The following is a 19,430-nucleotide window of genomic DNA, read 5'->3' as shown; positions in this document are numbered from 1 at the left end:
TTCTCATTGACATTTGTTCTTTGTCATTCGATATTTTATCTTACTACACATTATTAACAAAAAAACCCCCTGTAAACAATAGAGGGTCTTTTACAATATATTTTACATTGAAATGACTTATACCGCCATAATTTCCTGTTCTTTATCTTTTGTTACGCTATCCACTTTAGCAATGTGGTCATCTGTTAACTTCTGAATATCATCACTGTATCCGCGAAGATCATCTTCAGTAATCTCACCGTTTTTCTCTAACTTTTTAAGGTCATCATTTGCATCACGACGAATATTACGAACTGCTACTTTCGCATCTTCAGAAGCTTTTTTCACTGTTTTAACAAGCTCTTTACGACGCTCTTCTGTTAAAGCAGGAATCGATAAGCGGATAATTGAACCATCGCTTGTTGGCGTTAAACCTAAATCAGATTTCATGATTGCTTTTTCCACTTCACCAAGCTGTGATTTATCATAAGGTTGGATTACCAACATACGAGCTTCGGGTACGCTAACTTGTGCAAGTTGATTAATTGGTGTTGGAACACCATAGTATTCAACCGTCACGCGGTCTAATAATGAAGCACTCGCACGACCAGCGCGAATTGAAGCCAATTCACGGCTATATGACTGAAGTGCTTTTTCCATTCTTTCCTTCGCATCTTGCAACACTTGTTTTGCCATCATTATTTCCCCCTTACAATTGTTCCGATATTTTCGCCTGTTACGGCACGTTTGATGTTTCCTTCTTCCGTAATGGAGAAGACGATTAATGGAATATCATTATCCATGCATAGAGAAGAAGCAGTCGAATCCATTACAGCTAGTCCATCTTTTAAGACATCAATGTATGTTAATGTTTCATACTTTACTGCGTCTGGAACTAATTTCGGATCAGCACTGTATACACCATCAACATTATTTTTCGCCATTAGAATTACATCTGCTTCAATTTCAGCCGCACGTAACGCAGCTGTAGTATCAGTAGAGAAGTAAGGATTGCCTGTACCTGCTGCAAAAATTACAACGCGTTTCTTCTCAAGGTGACGAACCGCTTTTCTTCTTATGTATGGTTCAGCAACTTGTCTCATTTCGATAGACGTTTGAACGCGAGTTTGTACTCCAATGTTCTCTAGGCTGTCTTGAAGTGCTAATGAGTTCATAACAGTTGCAAGCATGCCCATGTAATCTGCAGCTGCACGGTCCATTCCCATTTCACTACCAATTTTCCCACGCCAAATGTTTCCACCACCAACGACTACTGCTACTTCAACGCCTAAGTCATAAACGTCTTTCACTTGCTCTGCAACCGACTTAATGATAGAAGGATTAATACCAAATCCATCTTCTCCTGCTAATGCTTCGCCACTTAATTTTAATACAATACGATTATATTTTGCTTGACTCATGCCTAACCTCCATCGTCAACGGTGAGATCCATTTTTTTGAAAAAGGGAACACAGAGTGTTCCCCATTTAATCACATTCTTACTTTTTAACTTGGCTCATTACTTCTTCAGCAAAGTTGTCTTGACGCTTCTCAATACCTTCTCCTACTTCAAAGCGTACAAAGCTCTCTACTGTTGCGCCTTTGCTCTCAACAAATTGACGAACTTTTTGATCAGGATTTTTAACAAATGTTTGATCTAATAAGCAGATATCTTCGAAGAATTTGCTTAAGCGACCTTCAACCATTTTTGCAACGATTTTTTCTGGCTTACCTTCGTTTAGTGCTTGTTGTGTTAATACTTCGCGCTCACGCTCAGTTTCTTCAGCAGAAACTTCGTCACGAGATACATATTTAGGGTTGATAGCAGCGATGTGCATTGCAACATCTTTTGCAGCTTGCTCATCAGTTGTACCAGATAATACTGTTAATACACCAATGCGTCCACCCATGTGTAAGTAAGCACCAAATGCATCAGCATCTGTTTTGCTTACTACAGCGAAACGACGTAGAGAAAGCTTTTCACCAATTGTAGCGATTGCTGAATTGATATGCTCTTCTACAGTAGCTCCACTTTCCATTTTTTGAGCAACAGCTTCTTCAACGTTAGCTGGTTTGTTAGCTAAGATATGTGCAGCAAGTTCTTTTGTTAACTTCTGGAATCCTTCGTTTTTCGCAACGAAATCTGTTTCAGAGTTTACTTCAAGAATAACAGCTTCGTTACCTTGTGCTTCAATGTAAGTTAAACCTTCAGCAGCGATACGATCAGATTTCTTAGCAGCTTTAGCAATACCTTTTTCACGTAAGAAATCGATTGCTTTTTCCATGTCACCGCCAGTTTCAGTTAATGCTTTTTTACAATCCATCATCCCAGCGCCAGTTTTTTCACGTAATTCTTTTACCATTTGAGCTGTAATTGCCATAATAAATAGCCTCCTTATTTGGGTATGTACTCTATATCAATTAATTAAATCTTTTCAAAAAAAGGTGATAAAAGGCTATTCCCTCTTATCACCTTTCGTGGAATTAAGCAGTAGTTGTTTCAGTTTCAACTGCTGTTTCTTCACCTTGTTTTGCTTCTAAGATTGCATCAGCAATTTTAGAAGTTAAAAGTTTCACAGCACGAATTGCATCATCGTTTGCAGGGATTACATAATCAATTTCGTCTGGATCACAGTTTGTATCTACGATACCAACGATTGGGATGTGTAATTTTTTAGCTTCTGCTACTGCGATACGCTCTTTACGAGGATCAATGATGAATAATGCATCAGGAAGTTGTTTCATATCTTTGATACCGCCTAAGAATTTCTCAAGACGCTCTAACTCTTTTTTAAGTTGAACTACTTCTTTCTTAGGTAGTACTTCAAAAGTACCGTCTTCTTGCATTCTTTCGATGTCTTTTAAACGCTTAATACGTTTTTGGATTGTAGAGAAGTTTGTTAATGTACCACCTAACCAACGTTGGTTAACGAAGTACATACCAGCGCGAGCTGCTTCTTCTTTAACAGAATCTTGAGCTTGCTTTTTAGTACCTACGAATAACATAGTACCGCCATCAGCAGCTAATTCTTTAACGAAGCGGTAAGCTTCTTCTACTTTCTTAACTGTTTTTTGAAGATCGATAATGTAGATGCCGTTACGCTCAGTGAAGATATATTTCTTCATTTTTGGGTTCCAACGGCGAGTTTGGTGACCGAAATGTACACCAGCTTCTAGTAATTGTTTCATTGAAATTACTGACATGTGTTTTTCCTCCTAATGGTTTTGATTATCCTCCGCCCATTTCATCTTTAGCCAAAACTACAAAGTGTAGCACCAATGACTAAATCAACGAGCGTGTGTATTAACACCAAAAACAAATATAGCACACTCACTTTTCACAAGCAAGCCTAAAATGCAGTTTATTGTTGAAATTTCAACAATAACTCAATTTCAGTTTTCCCTCTATATAGATTTTTCGCAATTTCTTCAATTGTTAAACCTTTTTTTTGTAGAGAAAACGCAATTTTTTGCACTTCATTCCTTGATAATTTACTAGCTTCTTCTTTTGTCAGCACGTGTTCACTTCTTTCAATCCTGTCTGTCATCTCTTGTTGAAGGAGCGCTGCAAAAGTCAATTCTGGTTCGCTTTTTAAATCTATTTTTGGATACGAGATATCTAACTTTTCTTCCTTTAACTCCTCAAAATCCGGTTTTATTATCGACACATCTGGCTGTTCAACTTCTATTCGCTTCATTTTTTGCTGAATCTTTAATAGAAACGCATCGTTTTGAGCATCCACTTCAGCTAAATAAGTTGCCATTGTGCTATCCATTTCTTCTATTATTTTACGCTGTTTTTTTTCTAAAACCTTTATCGAATATAGTTGCTGACGAAGACGCCAAAAAGCCAGAAACGTTACAGCGTGTAAAATAAAGCTAATCATTAACAAGGTATACATTGTAAAATCCCTCTAACCTACATCATTTTATTTAACGTATTTCTTAGTTTAAAAAGAGCTTTTGAGTGTATTTGTGAAATACGTGATGTGGATAAACCCAAAATGTGTCCAATCTCAGTAAAAGTCAATTCTTCTTTATAAAACAATGAAATAACAAGCTGTTCTTTCTCGTTAAGCTGTTCAATTATCTGTACCAATTCCGCAAAGTATTCTTCTTTTAAAAGATGGTCTTCAGGAGTAATCATTCGTTCATCACGAATTGCATACGATTGATGATCACCTTCATCATGCTCTTTTATTGGTTCCTCAATTGATAACACATTAGCAAAAAAACCTTCATTCATTACATGAACGACTTCTTCTTCTGTCATCTTTATTTCACTAGCAATTTCTTGAACAGTAACATTTCGCAAATATCGTTGTTCCAGTTTTTCTATCGTATGCTCCACCCTTTTAGCTTTTTCACGCGCGCTTCTAGATAGCCAATCCTCTTTTCGTAATCCATCTAAAATAGCACCTCTGATTCGGAATGATGCATACGTATCAAATTTCAAATCACGTTCATGGTCAAATTTTTCAAGTGCATCATACAAACCTATTAAGCCAAGGCTTTTCAACTCTTCTTTATGTACATTTCGAGGTAAACCCACTCCAATTCGTTGCACATGGTAATTAACAAGGGGCATATATTGCTTCACTAGCAAATTACCAGCCTCTTCATCTCTTTGTTTCGACCATTTTTCCCACCGTTTCTTTTCATCCATTACATTTACACTTGTCATGACGGCTTCTCCCCCTTCTTTCGTACAATAAATAGCTATCCTTTTAGCTTACCGGCTAGATTTCAACCACACCTTTATTTACCGTTCGAACCATTAACTGTGAAGTTGTGGGATTGAATTCAATTGTTCTGCCGTTTGTTCCTCCCACATCTTTTGATATTAACGTAATATGATGTTCCTTTAACTCTTGCTCCACGGCTATAATATTCCGAGCACCAATCTTCATAAAGTCATTACTTGAAGTGAATTGAAACATCTGCGCACCACCTGCTATTTTGGCACATAAGCGTCTTTTATTGGCACCTAGATGTACGAGCATTTCAATTAAATCAATAATAGCTGTATCTGCATACTTAGCACGGTTAAATGAGCCTTTCACATGCCGAGAATTCGGCAGCATAATATGAGCCAGACCGGCCACCTTTAAGATGTCATCATATAATACAACCCCTACGCACGAGCCTAAGCCTGCTGTTCGAATTAAATCCGGTTCTTGCACAACATTCATATCTGAAATGCCAACTTTTACAATATGCTTACTCATGCAATGGTACCCCTAATGCTTGAAACAACGGTTGAATGGAACGGTTGTCCGGAATAAGAAGAAAACTCCCTTTCATAACGGAAGAGTGCGCTTGTTCTTGTAACGTTGTTTCAATTATTAAAACCGATTCCATCTGATATCCTTTTTCCAGTAACCCACTTGTCACCGTAGCACCAAGCATATCTATACAAACAGCTGGTAACGAAGGGTATAGGTGAAGAGTTGTTAAGTCTGCAAGCGCAGTTAAATAGGCGCCACATAGAATATTTCCTATTTCACATAGCGCAGACCTCACTAATTCTGATTGAAGGAAATTTAAGCTTTCAATTTCTATGGAGGATTCATCTAATAAACAGCCTAGTAACGTCTTAGTATCATCTACTGATAATAGAAAGAATAGGCTTCCTTGGATATCTCCTTTAATCTGTAATAAAAGTTGTACTACTACACGCTCAGGTCCTCCAATTTCTTCAACCGCTTCATTTATGCCCGCAATCTTTACGCTTGGAAGTCGCATCTCAATTCTTTTTCTCACCAAGTGAGAAAGAGCAGTCGCTGAATTAGCTGCTCCAATATTAGCTATTTCTTTTAAAACATCTAAATGAATTGCGCCAAACTTCAGATTATCTAAGCTGGTTTTATTCTTGGTCATCCAATCCTAAAACCTTTCCTAAATTCACTAATACTATTAAACGTTCCTCTACTTTTACAACACCGCTTATATAATCCGCTTCAACACCTTCAATAACTTCCGGTGTCGGTTCAATATGGTCACTGTAAATATCCAACACATCGTTTGCTGCGTCGACAATTAAGCCAACTTCAATATCATTTATCATTACGATAATAATTCTTGTATGATCTGTATAAGTTTGCTCTTGCAAGCCGAACCTCTTTCTCAAATCTAGAATTGGTATTACTACTCCACGTAAGTTTATAACGCCACGCACATACTTTTCAGTTCGAGGCACTCGCGTGATATGTTGCATTTTCTCAATTGATTTAACCTGATCTACTACAATTCCATACTCTTCATTCCCCAGCTGAAATACAATGAATTTCGTTTCCATTCCGCTCTCCTCCACTACGACTTAAAACGTTATTTTGCCAAACATTATTATTTAATTAAAGCATTACAATCAATAATTAATGCTACTTGCCCATCGCCTAAAATCGTTGCTCCTGAAATGGCAAACGGAGAAGTTAAATAGTTGCCTAATGATTTTAAAACGATTTCTTGCTGACCTATAAATGAGTCCACAATTAAACCTGCTGTCTTATCACCTTTTCGTACAATTACAACAGGGTAAACGTCTTTCTGTTCAAAAGCTTCCGGTACGTTAAACAGATTTTTGAGATTTAATAGTGGTATGATTTTCCCTCGGAAATCAATAACTTCTTGTCCGTGGGCTTTCATAACATCCTTTTTATTCACAAGTGCTGTCTCAATGATAGATGATAGTGGAAGTGCATAGCGTTCATCTTGTATATTAACAAGCAGTGCTGAAATAATTGATAATGTTAAAGGTAGTTGAATAGAAAAAGTAGATCCATAGCCTGGAATCGAATCAATTGTCACTGTTCCACCTAAGGATTCAATTGTATTTTTAACAACATCAAGCCCTACACCTCGCCCTGAAACATCAGAAATTTGTTCAGCTGTGGAAAAACCAGATGCAAACATAAGATCATACACTTGTTGATCTGTTAAACCTTGAGCATCCCTTTCTGAGACAATTCCTTTTTTCAAAGCTTTTTCTAAAATTTTATCGCGGTCAATCCCTGCACCATCATCCTCAAGGTCAATGAACACATGATTACCGCTATGATATGCTTTCAGTCGAACTGTACCCTCCCTCTTTTTTCCGTTCTGTTCACGTACGTCCGGCATTTCAATTCCATGATCTAGCGCATTACGAAGCAAGTGGACGAGTGGGTCACCAATTTCATCAATAACTGTACGATCAAGCTCTGTTTCAGCCCCAATAATTTTTAGATGGATTTCTTTCCCTAAATCTTTTGCTAGTTGACGAACCATACGCGGAAAGCGATTAAAAACAGTTTCAACTGGAACCATACGCATGTTTAAAATAATAGACTGCAAATCTCCAGAGATACGTGACATCCGCTCAACAGTTTCTTCTAGCTCTTGATTATTTAAGTCTTTTGAAATCTGCTCAAGACGCCCTCTATCAATGACTAGCTCTTCAAATAAATTCATTAAGCTATCCAGTCGGTCGATGTTGACTCGTATTGTTTTATTAATAGACACAGCTTTCGCTGGTGCTGTTTCTTTACCAGTATGGTCATCGACAGGTTCTACATTAGCCTCTTGAGGGCGTGAGGTTTGGTTTTCACTACCAGGTGCAATATCTTCTTTTGGCTCTACAGTATTAATCTGTACAAGCTCTACTTCAGAGATTTGCATCAACTGCTCTTTTAACAGGCTTGCCTCTTGTTTTGATACCAATACAACCGTAAATTGTTGATCAAACTGTTCTTGTTCGATATCTTGAACGATTGGGTTTGACTTCACGACTTCACCAGCTTGCTCAAATACGTCAAATACCATATATGCTCTCGCTGCTTTTAATAAGCAGTGCTCATCTAATGTAACGGTTATCTCATATACAAAAAACTCTTGATCTAACGCTTGTTTTAAAAGGCCTATTTCGCATTCATCATATACAATGCTAGGCGGTACCACTTTACTTTCTACCGCTACCGCCACTTCTAGTTCTCCACTTTCTAAAGCTTGGAGTTTCGTTACAATCTCTTGCACATCATATCCTCCATCACCACCTGTGGCGATTGACTCTACCATAACTTCTAAAGCATCTACTGATTCAAACACCAAGTCCACAACGCTTGTATTTACGCTTAGCTGTTGGTTACGAATTGCATCTAGTACATTCTCCATTTTATGAGTAAGATTCGCCAAATCCTCAAATCCCATTGTTGCTGACATGCCTTTTAACGTATGAGCTGAACGAAAAATTTCATTTACAAAACTAAGATTATTAACATCCTTTTCAAATTCTAATAGCTGTTGATTAATATTTTGTAAGTGTTCCTTACTTTCTTCAATAAACACTTCTAAATACTGACTCATATCCATTGAGTGCTCCCCCTATTTCTGCACGTGATGTAAAATACGATTTGCTACATCATGTAATGGCTGTATTTCATCTACTAACCTTGTGGCAATGATAGACTTTGGCATCCCATAAATAATAGCTGTTTCTTCCGACTCAGCAATCGCTATGGTTTGACCTTTGCTTTTCATATAAATAACGCCTTCCGTTCCATCCGCTCCCATCCCGGTTAATACAACCGCAACTTTTTCATAGTTAGAACAATCTGCAAGCGACTGAAACAAAGTATCAACTGATGGTCGGTGTCCTTTTACTGGTAACGATTGATCTAAAACCGCTATTAATCCTTCTTTAGATTCTTTTACGGTTAGGTGATAACCTCCGGGTGCAATATATGCACACCCTGGCTCTAACTTTTCACCATCTTTTGCTTCTTTCACCGAAATAGTAGCTAACCTATCTAATCTAGCTGCTAGTGAACTCGTAAAACCTGCTGGCATATGTTGAACAATTAAAATAGGGACTGAAATCGTTGCAGGAAGCATCGTTAGAACTTCTTGTAATGCTCTTGGCCCTCCGGTTGATGTACCGATGCAAACCACTTTCTTTAACGACTGGTGCTCTCCCTTCGCTATTGGTAATTTTATAGACTTGTTTTTATTTGACTCTTTTAAATTGAAAGGAAGGTTTGCTTTGCTCGCAATATAGAGTTTTGCTAATAGTTCATCTTTTACTTTATCGATATCTAATGAAATAGCACCTGAAGGTTTGGCAACAAAATCAACTGCTCCATACTCCATCGCTAAAAAGGTATTATTTGCTCCTTCAAACGTTGTACTGGACAACATTACAACAGGAGTTGGCTTGATTTTCATTAATTCTCTTAACATCTCTAATCCGTTCATCACAGGCATCTCTACGTCAAGCGTCATAACGTGTGGATTTAATAACACTGCTTTCTTTAATGCTTCCTCGCCGTTTCGGGCTGTCCCCACTACGGTAAACCTACCGTCTTCCTCTAGTAAATTAGTAATAACCTTTCTCATAAAAGCTGAATCGTCAACGATTAATACTTTAATTTTATTCAACTAGCAACCCTACCTTTCGAGAAATAACTTCTTGAGCCTGGCTACAAATCCAATGCCGTAATTTCTGGTACTAGATGATGTTGCATATTGATTTACAATATCTTTAATTCCTTGGCTCGCATTGCCTTTAGGATAATGCAAAACGAATGGCACTTGACTGTTTACCGAATGAGAAACACAGCGATCTTCTGCTATTATTCCTAACAATTCAATTGAGCATTTTAAAAACTGTTTAGCCGCTTGATTAAAACGTTCATACGTACTTACACCTTCTTTGATAGAGAGTGATTTATTTACTACCATCTTAAAAGAGGCATTTACACCATATAGATGTAAGAACTTTAGCGCAGCATAGCCATCGGTAATGGATGTTGGTTCAGGTGTAGTAATGAGCACCATGTCATCCATTGTTTTTAAAAAGGTAATGACGCCTTCTGTCATTCCTGCTCCCATATCGAAAATTAAGTAATCATAGTCTTGAGCAACAGAATTAAATTGATTAATTAAATATTGTAAGTCCTGTCGCTTCCACTCAAATAAAGAAGTAATTCCAGACCCGCCAGCAATGTAGGATAGGCCTTGTGTTCCCTGTTTGATGACACGCTGAATGGGCCATTTATTCTCTAACATATCCACGATGGTGTAACTCGAAGCAATTCCCATCAATACGTCGATATTGCCCATTCCAATATCCATATCAAACAGCAGTACCCGATGCCCTTTCTCCTGTAAAGCCAAGGAAAAGTTTAGTGAAAAATTAGACTTTCCAACGCCTCCTTTTCCACTAATAACCGCTAACGTCTTAGCCTCCGTCCATTCATTAGAAACATGTTTGACCGCTGCCACTCTTTTTCTTAAAGCCGCCGCTTGATCATTCATATTTCCAATCCCCAAACAGATAATTCACTATTTTTTTAGTAGTATATTTCTCTAAATCGTCAGGAACATCTTGTCCAATTGTTATAAAAGCAGCTGGTAGCTGACACTCCGTTAGCAAATTAATAATTGGACCAAATGTTGTGGTCTCATCTAGCTTTGTCAAAATAATTGAATCGATTGGTATACTACTAAACTGCTTGTAAACCTCACGTAAATCAGCCATTTTTGCCGTCGCTGTTAGTACTAAAAAGGTCTCCATGTATTCATTAAATGACAGCATATTGTGGAGGTCATGAATGTACTGGCTGTCTAAAAAGTTTCGACCTGCTGTATCAATGAACACAATATCGTATTCATTAAATCTCTGAAGAGCTTGTTGAAAATCTTCACTGTTATAGCAAACTTCAACTGGGACATTTAGAATGGATGCATATGTTTTTAATTGATCGATAGCTGAAATACGATATGTATCAGTTGTAATGAATGCAACTCTTTGATTTTGTTCTAAAATACATGACGCAGCTAATTTTGCTAGCGTTGTTGTCTTACCAACACCGGTAGGACCAACAACGTTGATATATTTTTTTTGAAACACTTTTGAACATTCTGAATGGGATAGGTACTCTTCAAACCAGTTTTTCAGCCACTCAACCAGCTGCTTATCGCCTAGCGAAGGTGTTGTATAATATAACTCCATGACTTTATCTCTTACTTCTTTTAATAAACGCTCTTCAATCTCTTGATGCTGCAAAAATGAAATAGCTTTTTGAACAAGGAACGGATATTCAACACTAGTATTTCTTGATGGTTGCATCGTTGTAATCAGCTGTTTTAATTCATTAACCTGCTTCATTAACTCTTCATTTGTATGATTTTTAACATATTTTTTAGGCTTTTTGACTTGGTCATCTACCCCTGCAATAACTTCTAACTTTTTTTTAGTAAACGCACCCAGAAATCCACCAACTTTAACAGAACGAGACTTTAAAATTACGGCTTCTGGACCAAGCTCTGCTCGAATAACTTTCATTGCTTCTGGCATTGAAGATGCCACATACTTTTTTACCTTCATGATAAATCAACCACTCCAACGCTCTGAACTTCAATACTGGCTTCTAGTTCGTTATATGATAAAATCGCAACTTGCGGTATATACCGTTCTGTTAACTGTCGGACATACATCCGTACGGCTGGTGAGCAAAGAACAATCGGTGTTTGATCTTGAAACCCTGCTCCATCAACTTGAGCAACGATATGCTCCACAATATTTTGGGAAACGTATGGATCCAATGATAAATAATTTCCATGTTCTGTTTGCTGAACTCCTTCAGCTAGTACTTTTTCAACTTTCCCCGATAGCGTAATGACGCGAAGCAGCTGCTCTCCAGCAGCATACTGGGTCGTGATTTGCCTACATAATCCTTGACGAACATATTCTGTTAATAAGTCCGTGTCAGATGTCATCTTTCCATAATCAGCTAGTACTTCAAAGATAACTGGCAAATTTCGAATCGATACCTGCTCTTTTAATAATTTGGCCAATACTCGTTGAATTTCTCCTACTGAGAGTGGAGATGGGGTAACCTCTTCAATTAAAATTGGATACGACTCTTTTACATGATCAATTAATTGTTTTGTTTCTTGACGACCTATTAACTCGTGAGCATACGCTTTAATTACTTCTGTAATATGTGTTGATACCACTGAAGGCGGATCTACTACCGTATACCCAAACATCTCTGCTTGCTCTTTCGTTGCTTCATTAATCCACTTGGCTGGCATTTGAAAGGCGGGCTCAATTGTATCAATGCCTTCTATCATATCGTCACCCATTCCAGGACTAATTGCTAGGTAATGATCGAGCAACAAATCGCCTCTTGCCATTTCATTCCCTTTAATTTTTAGCCGATATTCGTTTGGCTGTAATTGAATATTGTCGCGAATTCTTACAACAGGAATTACTAAGCCAAGCTCTAAAGCGAGCTGGCGGCGAATCATAACGATACGGTCTAACAAGTCCCCTCCTTGATTTGTATCTGCTAAAGGGATAAGACCATAACCAAATTCGAATTCAATAGGATCTACGCTCAGTAAATTTACAACACTCTCAGGACTTTTCATATCATCAGCTGGCACATCTTCTTCTGATGCGGCTTCTTCGTTTAAAAGAAGTTTTGCTTTTTTAGGAGATAAATAATAACCTCCCGCTGCTAGTAAAAGTGCTAATGGTAGTGTTAATAAATCATTGATTGGCGTAATGAGACCAAGAACAGCAATTGTTGCTCCAGTAACGTATAACATTGCAGGAAACGCAAATAGCTGTCCGGTGATATCTTGACTTAAATTCCCCGTAGAAGCAGCTCTTGTTACAATAATACCTGTAGCAGTCGAAATCATTAATGCTGGAATCTGACTGACTAACCCATCGCCAACTGTTAATAAAGTGAACGTCTGAGATGCCTCTCCAATGCTCATACCCATCTGCATCATTCCAATAATGATTCCAAATAAGATATTAATGAGTGTAATAACAATACCAGCAATTGCATCTCCCTTTACAAACTTGCTGGCTCCATCCATTGATCCGTAAAAATCGGCTTCACGCTGAATTTTTTCACGCCTTTGAATGGCTTCTTTTTCGGAAATCATTCCCGCATTTAAATCAGCATCAATGCTCATTTGTTTCCCAGGCATTGCATCAAGAGTAAAGCGTGCAGCTACCTCTGAGACACGCTCAGCTCCTTTTGTGATAACTAAGAACTGAATGATAATTAAAATAACAAAAACAACGAACCCTACAAGTGGATTCCCACCAATAACAAAGTTACCGAATGTTTCTACCACACCACCTGCATTACCTTCACCTAAAATAGCTCTTGTGGTCGATACATTTAACCCGAGGCGGAAAAGTGTCAGTACAAGCAGTAACGATGGAAACACAGATAGCTCAAGCGGCTCTTTCATGTTCATTGATACAAGCAAAACAAGCAGTGCAAGAGATATATTTACCATAATTAACACACTGAGCAACCAAGATGGGAGCGGAATAACAAGCATAACAATAATGAGTACAACACCTATAACAACTGGTAACTCTCTTGCAGACATGAATCATTTCTCTCCTTATTTCTTATAATCTTCAATACTTATACCTTTTTTTGAATGCGATACACATACGCTAAAATCTCAGCTACTGCCTTAAAAAACTCTTCAGGCACAACATCGCCAACTTTTGTTTGCTCATATAAGCCTCTTGCTAAAGGCCGGTTTTCTACCATAATAATTTCATGGCTTTTTGCAACAGCTTTTATTTTTTGAGCTACGAAATCTACTCCGCTTGCTACTACATACGGAGCATCCATTTTATCTTCATCATACTTTAAAGCAATTGCATAATGAGTTGGATTCGTAATGACAACATCAGCTTTTGGCACTTCTTGCATCATTCTAGACATTGCCATTTCGCGCTGTTTCTGCTTAATTTTAGATTTTATGAGCGGATCGCCTTCCACGTTTTTATTTTCATCTTTAATATCTTGCTTTGACATACGAATATTTTTTTCAAAATCAAATTTTTGGTACATGTAGTCAAGAACAGACAATAAAAGTAAAACACAAGAGGCTGCAAGTCCCATTTGCAAAACTAATTTCGCTAGTGATACTAAGCTGTCTCCAATGCTGCGATGAGATAAAATGAGAACCTGATCAATATTAAGCCACAACACTGCAAACGTAACAGCACCGATTAAGAGAATCTTTAGCGTAGACTTCAATAGTTCAACAATTGCTCTCATCGAAAAAATTCTTTTTGCTCCTTTAATTGGATCAATCTTTTCCAGTTTTGGCTGCAGAGGTTCAGCTGAAAAGAGAACGCCAACCTGCATGTAATTAGCTGCAAGCGCACCTACCAAGGCAACGAGCATAATAGGTCCGAGTGCATACACAATTTCAGGGAGTAAGTCTCGTAGCAAAATAAATACACTTTCTTCCGTAACTTCCGTTAGCATATATGTCTGAAAAGACTCCTTTATAATAAGCATCATCTTTTCAAGCACATACCGAGCCCCGAACATAAAATAGAGAAAAACAAGGAGTAGCATAATAGCTGTCGTGACGTCTTGACTTTTTGCTACTTGTCCTTTTTTTCTAGAATCTTGCCTTTTTTTAGGCGTTGCCTTTTCCGTTTTTTCTCCCGCAAAAAACTGCAAATCTAACCGAACGAGAAACATCTTTATACTCCTCCTAGTAAATGAATCATCGTTCGCATCGACTCTAGCATGTATTCAAAGATTAGCTGCATCATATAAAACATACTTCCCATAACAACGATTAGAAAAAGAAATGCCACGATGATTTTAAGCGGAAATCCTACTACAAAAATATTAAGCTGAGGTACCGTTCTTGCGACAATTCCAAGTGCTATATCGACAAGAAACAACGCACCCACAACCGGAAGCGACATTTGAACGGCTAATAAGAACATCATGCTGAACGTTTTTATAATGGTCGTCACAAAGAGTTCACTTCCAACTGAAAATGAAAGTTCGTTAACCTTTAATACTTCATAACTATGATAGACTCCATCTATTAACAAATGATGACCGTTAGTCGATAATAAAAAGAGCAGTGCAAAAATATAGAGGTACTGACCGGTAATAGGACTTTGAGCACCCGTTTGGGGATCCATCACGTTAGCAATAGCAAAGCCCATTTGAAAATCAATTAACCCACCTGCAATCTGAATAGCCATAATCACGATATATGCAATTAACCCCATCGAAATCCCCACGAGACATTCCTTAATGATAAGAAGCAAAAAGTGACTATCAAGTGGAATAATTGGGAAATCTAATGTTGTGATTACCACAAGTGATAAAGCTGTTGCTAGCCCTACTTTGTGAAAAGCCGGAACTGTACGATATGAAAAGAGCGGTACCGTAATAAAGAAAGCGGACAATCGTACTAAAACTAAAAGAAATGTTGGATAAATACTGATAAGTTGTGTCATTTTTATCCAATATACCTATGTAGGTTTGAAAAAATATTATACGTAAATGACACCATCTTAGATAACATCCATGGACCAAAAAATACAATTCCTACAAGGACCGCTACAATTTTTGGCACAAAGGCCAAGGTTTGTTCTTGAATCTGAGTTGTTGCTTGAAAGATACTGACAAGCAAGCCGACAACGAGTGCTAATAGCAAAAGTGGACCACACACAATTAAGATTGTATATACGCCTTTTTCTGCTAACGAAATAACAAATTCTCCATTCATATTTTTCACCTATTGAAAACTTATTAATAATGATTTAATGACTAAATTCCAACCGTCTACTAAAACAAAAAGCAAAATTTTAAACGGCAAAGAAATCATAACAGGCGGTAACATCATCATTCCCATCGACATTAATACGCTGGAAATAATCATATCGATGACAAGAAACGGAACAAAGATCATAAAACCAATTTGAAATGCTGTTTTTAATTCACTAATTGCAAATGCAGGAACCAATGCTGTTAATGGAATGTCTTCTACTGAGCTTGGTCTATCCATGTCTGCATATTCCAAAAATAATGCTAAGTCTTTTTGGCGCGTATGAGCACTCATAAACTCTTTCATAGGAAGTGCGGCTTGATCATACGCCTCTGTTAGATTAATTTCTTCATTCAATAACGGCTGTAAAGCTTCTTTATTCACTTGTGAAAATGTTGGTGCCATAACGAAGAACGTTATAAATAAAGCGAGCCCTAACAACACTTGATTGGGAGGCATTTGCTGAGTACCTAGTGACGTTCGAACAAACGAAAGGACAATGACAATTCGAGTAAAGCATGTCATTAAAATTAAAATACCCGGAGCAATTGACAGAACCGTTAGAAGCAGCAATAGCTGGATTGACGTTGATACGCTTTCAGCATTACTAGCATTAAAAATCTCCATTACTTCATTCATTTTGCTTACGGTTCCTTTCTAATTCTTCCAACTTGGCTTTCCGCTTTTTCATTATTTGACTTAACGATTGTGTAAAAGATTTTATATTTTTAACTGGAATTGTTTCCTTTTCTTTTCGCTCAAATAGTGATGGAAGAATCACTTTATATTCACCATCACTGTGTTGATCTTGGTATTTCTTTAACAACTGCTCTTTATCTTCTCCAACCACTTCTGAAAGCAGCTCAATATTGTCTCCTACACCTACAACGAACAGCTGCTCACCTACCTTGACAACTTGAACAGATTTGCTATTCCCAAGGTTTGTTCCACCTAAATTTTCCACTAACTGATTTTGCTTTAACATATTTCCTTTGGACTTAACAACCCTTAATACAATTAGTAATAAACCAATCACAAATGCAAAAGCAAATAACATTTTTACTACTTCACCAGCTGAAATAGTCGCACCTTGATTGGAATTGCTGTCACCAACTGTATTAGCATCCAACTCTTTTTCACAAGCACTTGGATTTTCTATACATTCTTTCACTGAATCTGATGTTTCTGCCGCTTGCACACTTACACTATCTTGAAACAATAGACTTCCAGCGATTCCTAAAATAAATACGATATATCGCAGCAACGTTTGCCACCTCTTACCTTTTCATAGTACAAAGTGGAGCAGAGCAGCTGCTCCACTGTTTTCTTTATCCTACAGCTTTTGAAATAGCTTCAAGAACTCGGTCTGCTTGGAATGGCTTGACGATAAAGTCTTTTGCGCCAGCTTGAATTGCATCGATAACCATTGCTTGTTGTCCCATCGCTGAACACATAATAACTCTCGCAGCTGGATTCAGTTGCTTAATCTCTTTTAAAGCCGTAATTCCATCCATTTCCGGCATTGTAATATCCATTGTTACAAGGTCTGGCTGATGCTCTTTATAAAGATCGATAGCTTGCATTCCATCAGCAGCTTCCCCTACAACCTCGTATCCATTTTTTGTAAGGATATCCTTAATCATCATACGCATAAATGCTGCATCGTCTACAATTAATACTCGTTTACTCATTTTATTTTCCCCCTATATAAAATTACTTTAATTTATTAATACGATCGCGCTGACTAACTATATCCGTCACGCGAACGCCAAAGTTTTCATCAATTACTACGACTTCACCTTTAGCAATCAGCTTGCTATTAATTAAAATGTCCACCGGCTCACCAGCAAGCTTGTCTAGTTCAATAATTGATCCTGATGACATCTCTAAGATTTCTTTAACAGTTCGTTTTGTGCGCCCTAACTCAACAGTTACTTGAAGCGGTATATCTAGTAACATATCTAAATTACGTGTTTCTGGCTGTGAAGGCATTTCATTTCCATCAAAAGATGAAAAAGCAACAGGTTGAACATTAACAGGAGCTGCTGGCATAACTGGCTCTTGCTGTAATGGTTCACTTACATGGTTTTCCAACGGCTGAGAAGGGGCTTCTTGAATAATTTCATCCTCTTCTTCCTCGTGAGCAACCGGATTTAGCAGTTCATTTACTAATCCTTTTGCAAAAGGCAAAGATAAAAGCTGCATAATATTAGAGTCAATTAACGTGCCAACTTTTAAGTTGAATGAAACTTTAACTAAGACATCGTCACCTTCTAGTAAGTTCGCTCCTTCTCCCTCTGGAAGATCTAAGATGTCAAGGCTCGGTGGTGAAATATCTACTTTCTTTTGAAAAATCGTAGACATAGACGTGGCTGCCGAACCCATCATTTGGTTCATTGCTTCTTGAACAGCACTTTGTTTAATTTCATCTAGCAATTCTCCTGGATTTTTTCCGTCTCCACCAAGCATTAAATCAGCAATAATAGCTGCATCACTTTGTTTAATAACAAGTAAATTCCGCCCTGAAATCCCTTCTGTATAATGAACTTCTACCGCAACATGCGGATTAGGAAATTCTTCTTTTAATTCTTCTTTATGAATCAATGAAACATAAGGTGTTGTAATATCAACTTTTTGGTTTAATAAAGTTGACAACGCAGTAGCAGAACTACCAAATGAAATATTGCCAATTTCACCAAGCGCATCACGTTCCATCTCCGTAAAGTGCTTACTAATTTCACTTTCTTCTATGTTGCTACTTGAAGGCATAGGGTCTAATGAAGACGTTCCTTTTAGCAATGCATCGATTTCATCTTGAGAAAGCATATCTCCTGTCATAGCGACGTTCCCCCCTTAAACTGACTTAAGATTTGAATTGCTAACTTCCTTTTCAACTGTCCAGGCTGTGCACTAAACTTTGGCACGCCGCCAACTTGAACGGTAAGAGGTTGATTAACCCCTCGATCCAATCGAATAATATCTCCCTTATCTAAGGAAAGGAAGTCTTCAATGGATATATCAGTTTGCCCTAGCATTGCAACAACTGGAACCGTTGCATCTTGAACTTGTGTTCGAAGCTGTTCAACCTCTAATTCGTTTGGCTCTTTTTTAGATGACTGCATCCAATAATGCACCGATAATTTTGAAATAATAGGCTCCAGCGTAACGTGTGGAATACATAAGTTAATCATGCCTGTTTCTTCACCAATTTGTACGCTTAGTGAAATGACCACAACAATCTCATTTGGTGATATAACTTGTAAAAACTGTGGGTTCACTTCAAATTCTTCCATTGCTGGATTAATCACAGCAACTGAGCTCCAGGCCTCTTCCATACTATCTAGCGTTTTATCTAACAAATTACAAAGTAGTTTGGTTTCAATCTCTGTTAAGTTATCTATTTTTTTATTTCCAGCTTCCCCTTTACCGCCTAAAATGCGGTCTAACATTGCGTATGCAATATTTGGATTTACTTCCATGATCACTCTGCCATCCAATGGTTCGACTGACATGACATTTAAAACCGTCATACTTGGAACCGAACGAACAAATTCTTCATAAGGGATTTGGTCTGCTGATACAACTGAAACCTGTGTTATCGTTCGTAGTTGAGCTGACAGCAATGTTGTTAACAGTCTCGCATAGTTCTCATAGATTCTTGTTAAACTTCTAATTTGATCTTTTGAAAATCGTAGGGCCCTTTTAAAATCATAGGACCTGACGCGATTTTTCGTATTTTCATCTTTTAACTGCTGTGCATCCATCTCTCCTGTCGACAGCGCAGACAACAGTGCGTCAATCTCGTTTTGAGACAATACATCACCGGCCAAAAACCTCACCTC

At 37.8% G+C, this 19,430-nt stretch carries 22 protein-coding genes; all 22 read right to left on the bottom strand.

Features of this window, described 5'->3' with window-relative positions:
• Window positions 1-117: 117 nt before the first annotated feature.
• The 22 genes from frr to fliM all read right to left on the bottom strand — a co-directional run bounded on the left by frr (window position 118) and on the right by fliM (window position 19,418).
• The gene (gene frr / locus V2145_RS03975) at window positions 118-675 is read right to left on the bottom strand and encodes a ribosome recycling factor (protein WP_025908957.1); all 558 of its coding nucleotides are present in this window, start codon (window positions 673-675) and stop codon (window positions 118-120) included.
• Between the two features lie 2 nt (window positions 676-677).
• Entirely contained in the window at window positions 678-1,400 is a 723-nt protein-coding gene (gene pyrH, locus V2145_RS03970) for a UMP kinase (protein ID WP_094912562.1), read from the bottom strand.
• Window positions 1,401-1,478: 78 nt separating this feature from the next.
• Window positions 1,479-2,360, bottom strand: coding sequence for a translation elongation factor Ts (gene tsf, locus V2145_RS03965; protein ID WP_094912563.1), 882 nt, complete (start codon window positions 2,358-2,360; stop codon window positions 1,479-1,481).
• Between the two features lie 103 nt (window positions 2,361-2,463).
• Window positions 2,464-3,183 carry a 30S ribosomal protein S2 gene (gene rpsB / locus V2145_RS03960; protein ID WP_025908960.1) on the bottom strand — a complete coding sequence of 240 codons (720 nt, stop codon included), beginning with the start codon at window positions 3,181-3,183 and terminating at the stop codon, window positions 2,464-2,466.
• Window positions 3,184-3,341: 158 nt separating this feature from the next.
• Complete coding sequence (locus tag V2145_RS03955) at window positions 3,342-3,881, bottom strand: hypothetical protein (protein ID WP_094912564.1); 540 nt, start codon at window positions 3,879-3,881, stop codon at window positions 3,342-3,344.
• Window positions 3,882-3,898: 17 nt separating this feature from the next.
• Window positions 3,899-4,663, bottom strand: a complete 765-nt coding sequence (locus tag V2145_RS03950; RefSeq protein ID WP_094912565.1) for a FliA/WhiG family RNA polymerase sigma factor — start codon at window positions 4,661-4,663, stop codon at window positions 3,899-3,901.
• A gap of 55 nt (window positions 4,664-4,718) precedes the next feature.
• Entirely contained in the window at window positions 4,719-5,207 is a 489-nt protein-coding gene (locus tag V2145_RS03945; RefSeq protein ID WP_094912566.1) for a chemotaxis protein CheD, read from the bottom strand.
• Entirely contained in the window at window positions 5,200-5,859 is a 660-nt protein-coding gene (locus tag V2145_RS03940; RefSeq protein WP_094912567.1) for a chemotaxis protein CheC, read from the bottom strand. Before V2145_RS03940 ends, V2145_RS03945 begins: the two co-directional genes overlap by 8 nt.
• The gene (locus V2145_RS03935) at window positions 5,846-6,277 is read right to left on the bottom strand and encodes a chemotaxis protein CheW (RefSeq protein WP_094912568.1); all 432 of its coding nucleotides are present in this window, start codon (window positions 6,275-6,277) and stop codon (window positions 5,846-5,848) included. Before V2145_RS03935 ends, V2145_RS03940 begins: the two co-directional genes overlap by 14 nt.
• Before the next feature lie 47 nt (window positions 6,278-6,324).
• Window positions 6,325-8,325 carry a chemotaxis protein CheA gene (locus tag V2145_RS03930; RefSeq protein WP_330987340.1) on the bottom strand — a complete coding sequence of 667 codons (2,001 nt, stop codon included), beginning with the start codon at window positions 8,323-8,325 and terminating at the stop codon, window positions 6,325-6,327.
• A 12-nt stretch (window positions 8,326-8,337) separates the two neighbouring features.
• Entirely contained in the window at window positions 8,338-9,390 is a 1,053-nt protein-coding gene (locus tag V2145_RS03925; protein ID WP_311856913.1) for a protein-glutamate methylesterase/protein-glutamine glutaminase, read from the bottom strand.
• A 9-nt stretch (window positions 9,391-9,399) separates the two neighbouring features.
• Window positions 9,400-10,269, bottom strand: a complete 870-nt coding sequence (locus V2145_RS03920) for a MinD/ParA family protein (RefSeq protein ID WP_330987339.1) — start codon at window positions 10,267-10,269, stop codon at window positions 9,400-9,402.
• Complete coding sequence (gene flhF / locus V2145_RS03915) at window positions 10,262-11,341, bottom strand: flagellar biosynthesis protein FlhF (protein ID WP_330987338.1); 1,080 nt, start codon at window positions 11,339-11,341, stop codon at window positions 10,262-10,264. The genes V2145_RS03920 and flhF overlap by 8 nt, the downstream gene beginning before the upstream one ends.
• Window positions 11,338-13,377 carry a flagellar biosynthesis protein FlhA gene (flhA, locus tag V2145_RS03910; RefSeq protein WP_330987337.1) on the bottom strand — a complete coding sequence of 680 codons (2,040 nt, stop codon included), beginning with the start codon at window positions 13,375-13,377 and terminating at the stop codon, window positions 11,338-11,340. Before flhA ends, flhF begins: the two co-directional genes overlap by 4 nt.
• Before the next feature lie 38 nt (window positions 13,378-13,415).
• Window positions 13,416-14,498, bottom strand: coding sequence for a flagellar biosynthesis protein FlhB (gene flhB / locus V2145_RS03905; RefSeq protein WP_094912574.1), 1,083 nt, complete (start codon window positions 14,496-14,498; stop codon window positions 13,416-13,418).
• Between the two features lie 2 nt (window positions 14,499-14,500).
• Complete coding sequence (gene fliR / locus V2145_RS03900; protein ID WP_330987336.1) at window positions 14,501-15,277, bottom strand: flagellar biosynthetic protein FliR; 777 nt, start codon at window positions 15,275-15,277, stop codon at window positions 14,501-14,503.
• A 2-nt stretch (window positions 15,278-15,279) separates the two neighbouring features.
• Entirely contained in the window at window positions 15,280-15,549 is a 270-nt protein-coding gene (gene fliQ / locus V2145_RS03895) for a flagellar biosynthesis protein FliQ (RefSeq protein WP_025908973.1), read from the bottom strand.
• 9 nt (window positions 15,550-15,558) lie between these two features.
• Window positions 15,559-16,227 (bottom strand): flagellar type III secretion system pore protein FliP, encoded by a 669-nt coding sequence (gene fliP / locus V2145_RS03890; protein WP_094912576.1) that lies wholly within the window; start codon window positions 16,225-16,227, stop codon window positions 15,559-15,561.
• On the bottom strand, window positions 16,220-16,852 hold the full coding sequence (locus tag V2145_RS03885) for a flagellar biosynthetic protein FliO (protein WP_330987335.1): 633 nt from the start codon (window positions 16,850-16,852) through the stop codon (window positions 16,220-16,222). The genes fliP and V2145_RS03885 overlap by 8 nt, the downstream gene beginning before the upstream one ends.
• A gap of 64 nt (window positions 16,853-16,916) precedes the next feature.
• A complete protein-coding gene (locus tag V2145_RS03880) occupies window positions 16,917-17,279 on the bottom strand; it encodes a response regulator (protein ID WP_094912578.1) in 363 nt (120 codons plus the stop codon).
• A gap of 22 nt (window positions 17,280-17,301) precedes the next feature.
• Window positions 17,302-18,426, bottom strand: a complete 1,125-nt coding sequence (gene fliY / locus V2145_RS03875) for a flagellar motor switch phosphatase FliY (RefSeq protein ID WP_131888200.1) — start codon at window positions 18,424-18,426, stop codon at window positions 17,302-17,304.
• Complete coding sequence (gene fliM, locus V2145_RS03870) at window positions 18,423-19,418, bottom strand: flagellar motor switch protein FliM (RefSeq protein ID WP_131888201.1); 996 nt, start codon at window positions 19,416-19,418, stop codon at window positions 18,423-18,425. The genes fliY and fliM overlap by 4 nt, the downstream gene beginning before the upstream one ends.
• Between the last annotated feature and the right edge of the window lie 12 nt (window positions 19,419-19,430).

Origin of the sequence: Priestia sp. GS2, from assembly GCF_036409025.1 — a bacterium.
Lineage (GTDB): Bacteria > Bacillota > Bacilli > Bacillales > Bacillaceae_H > Priestia > Priestia aryabhattai_A.
This window is presented reverse-complemented; position numbering and strand designations above follow the sequence as displayed.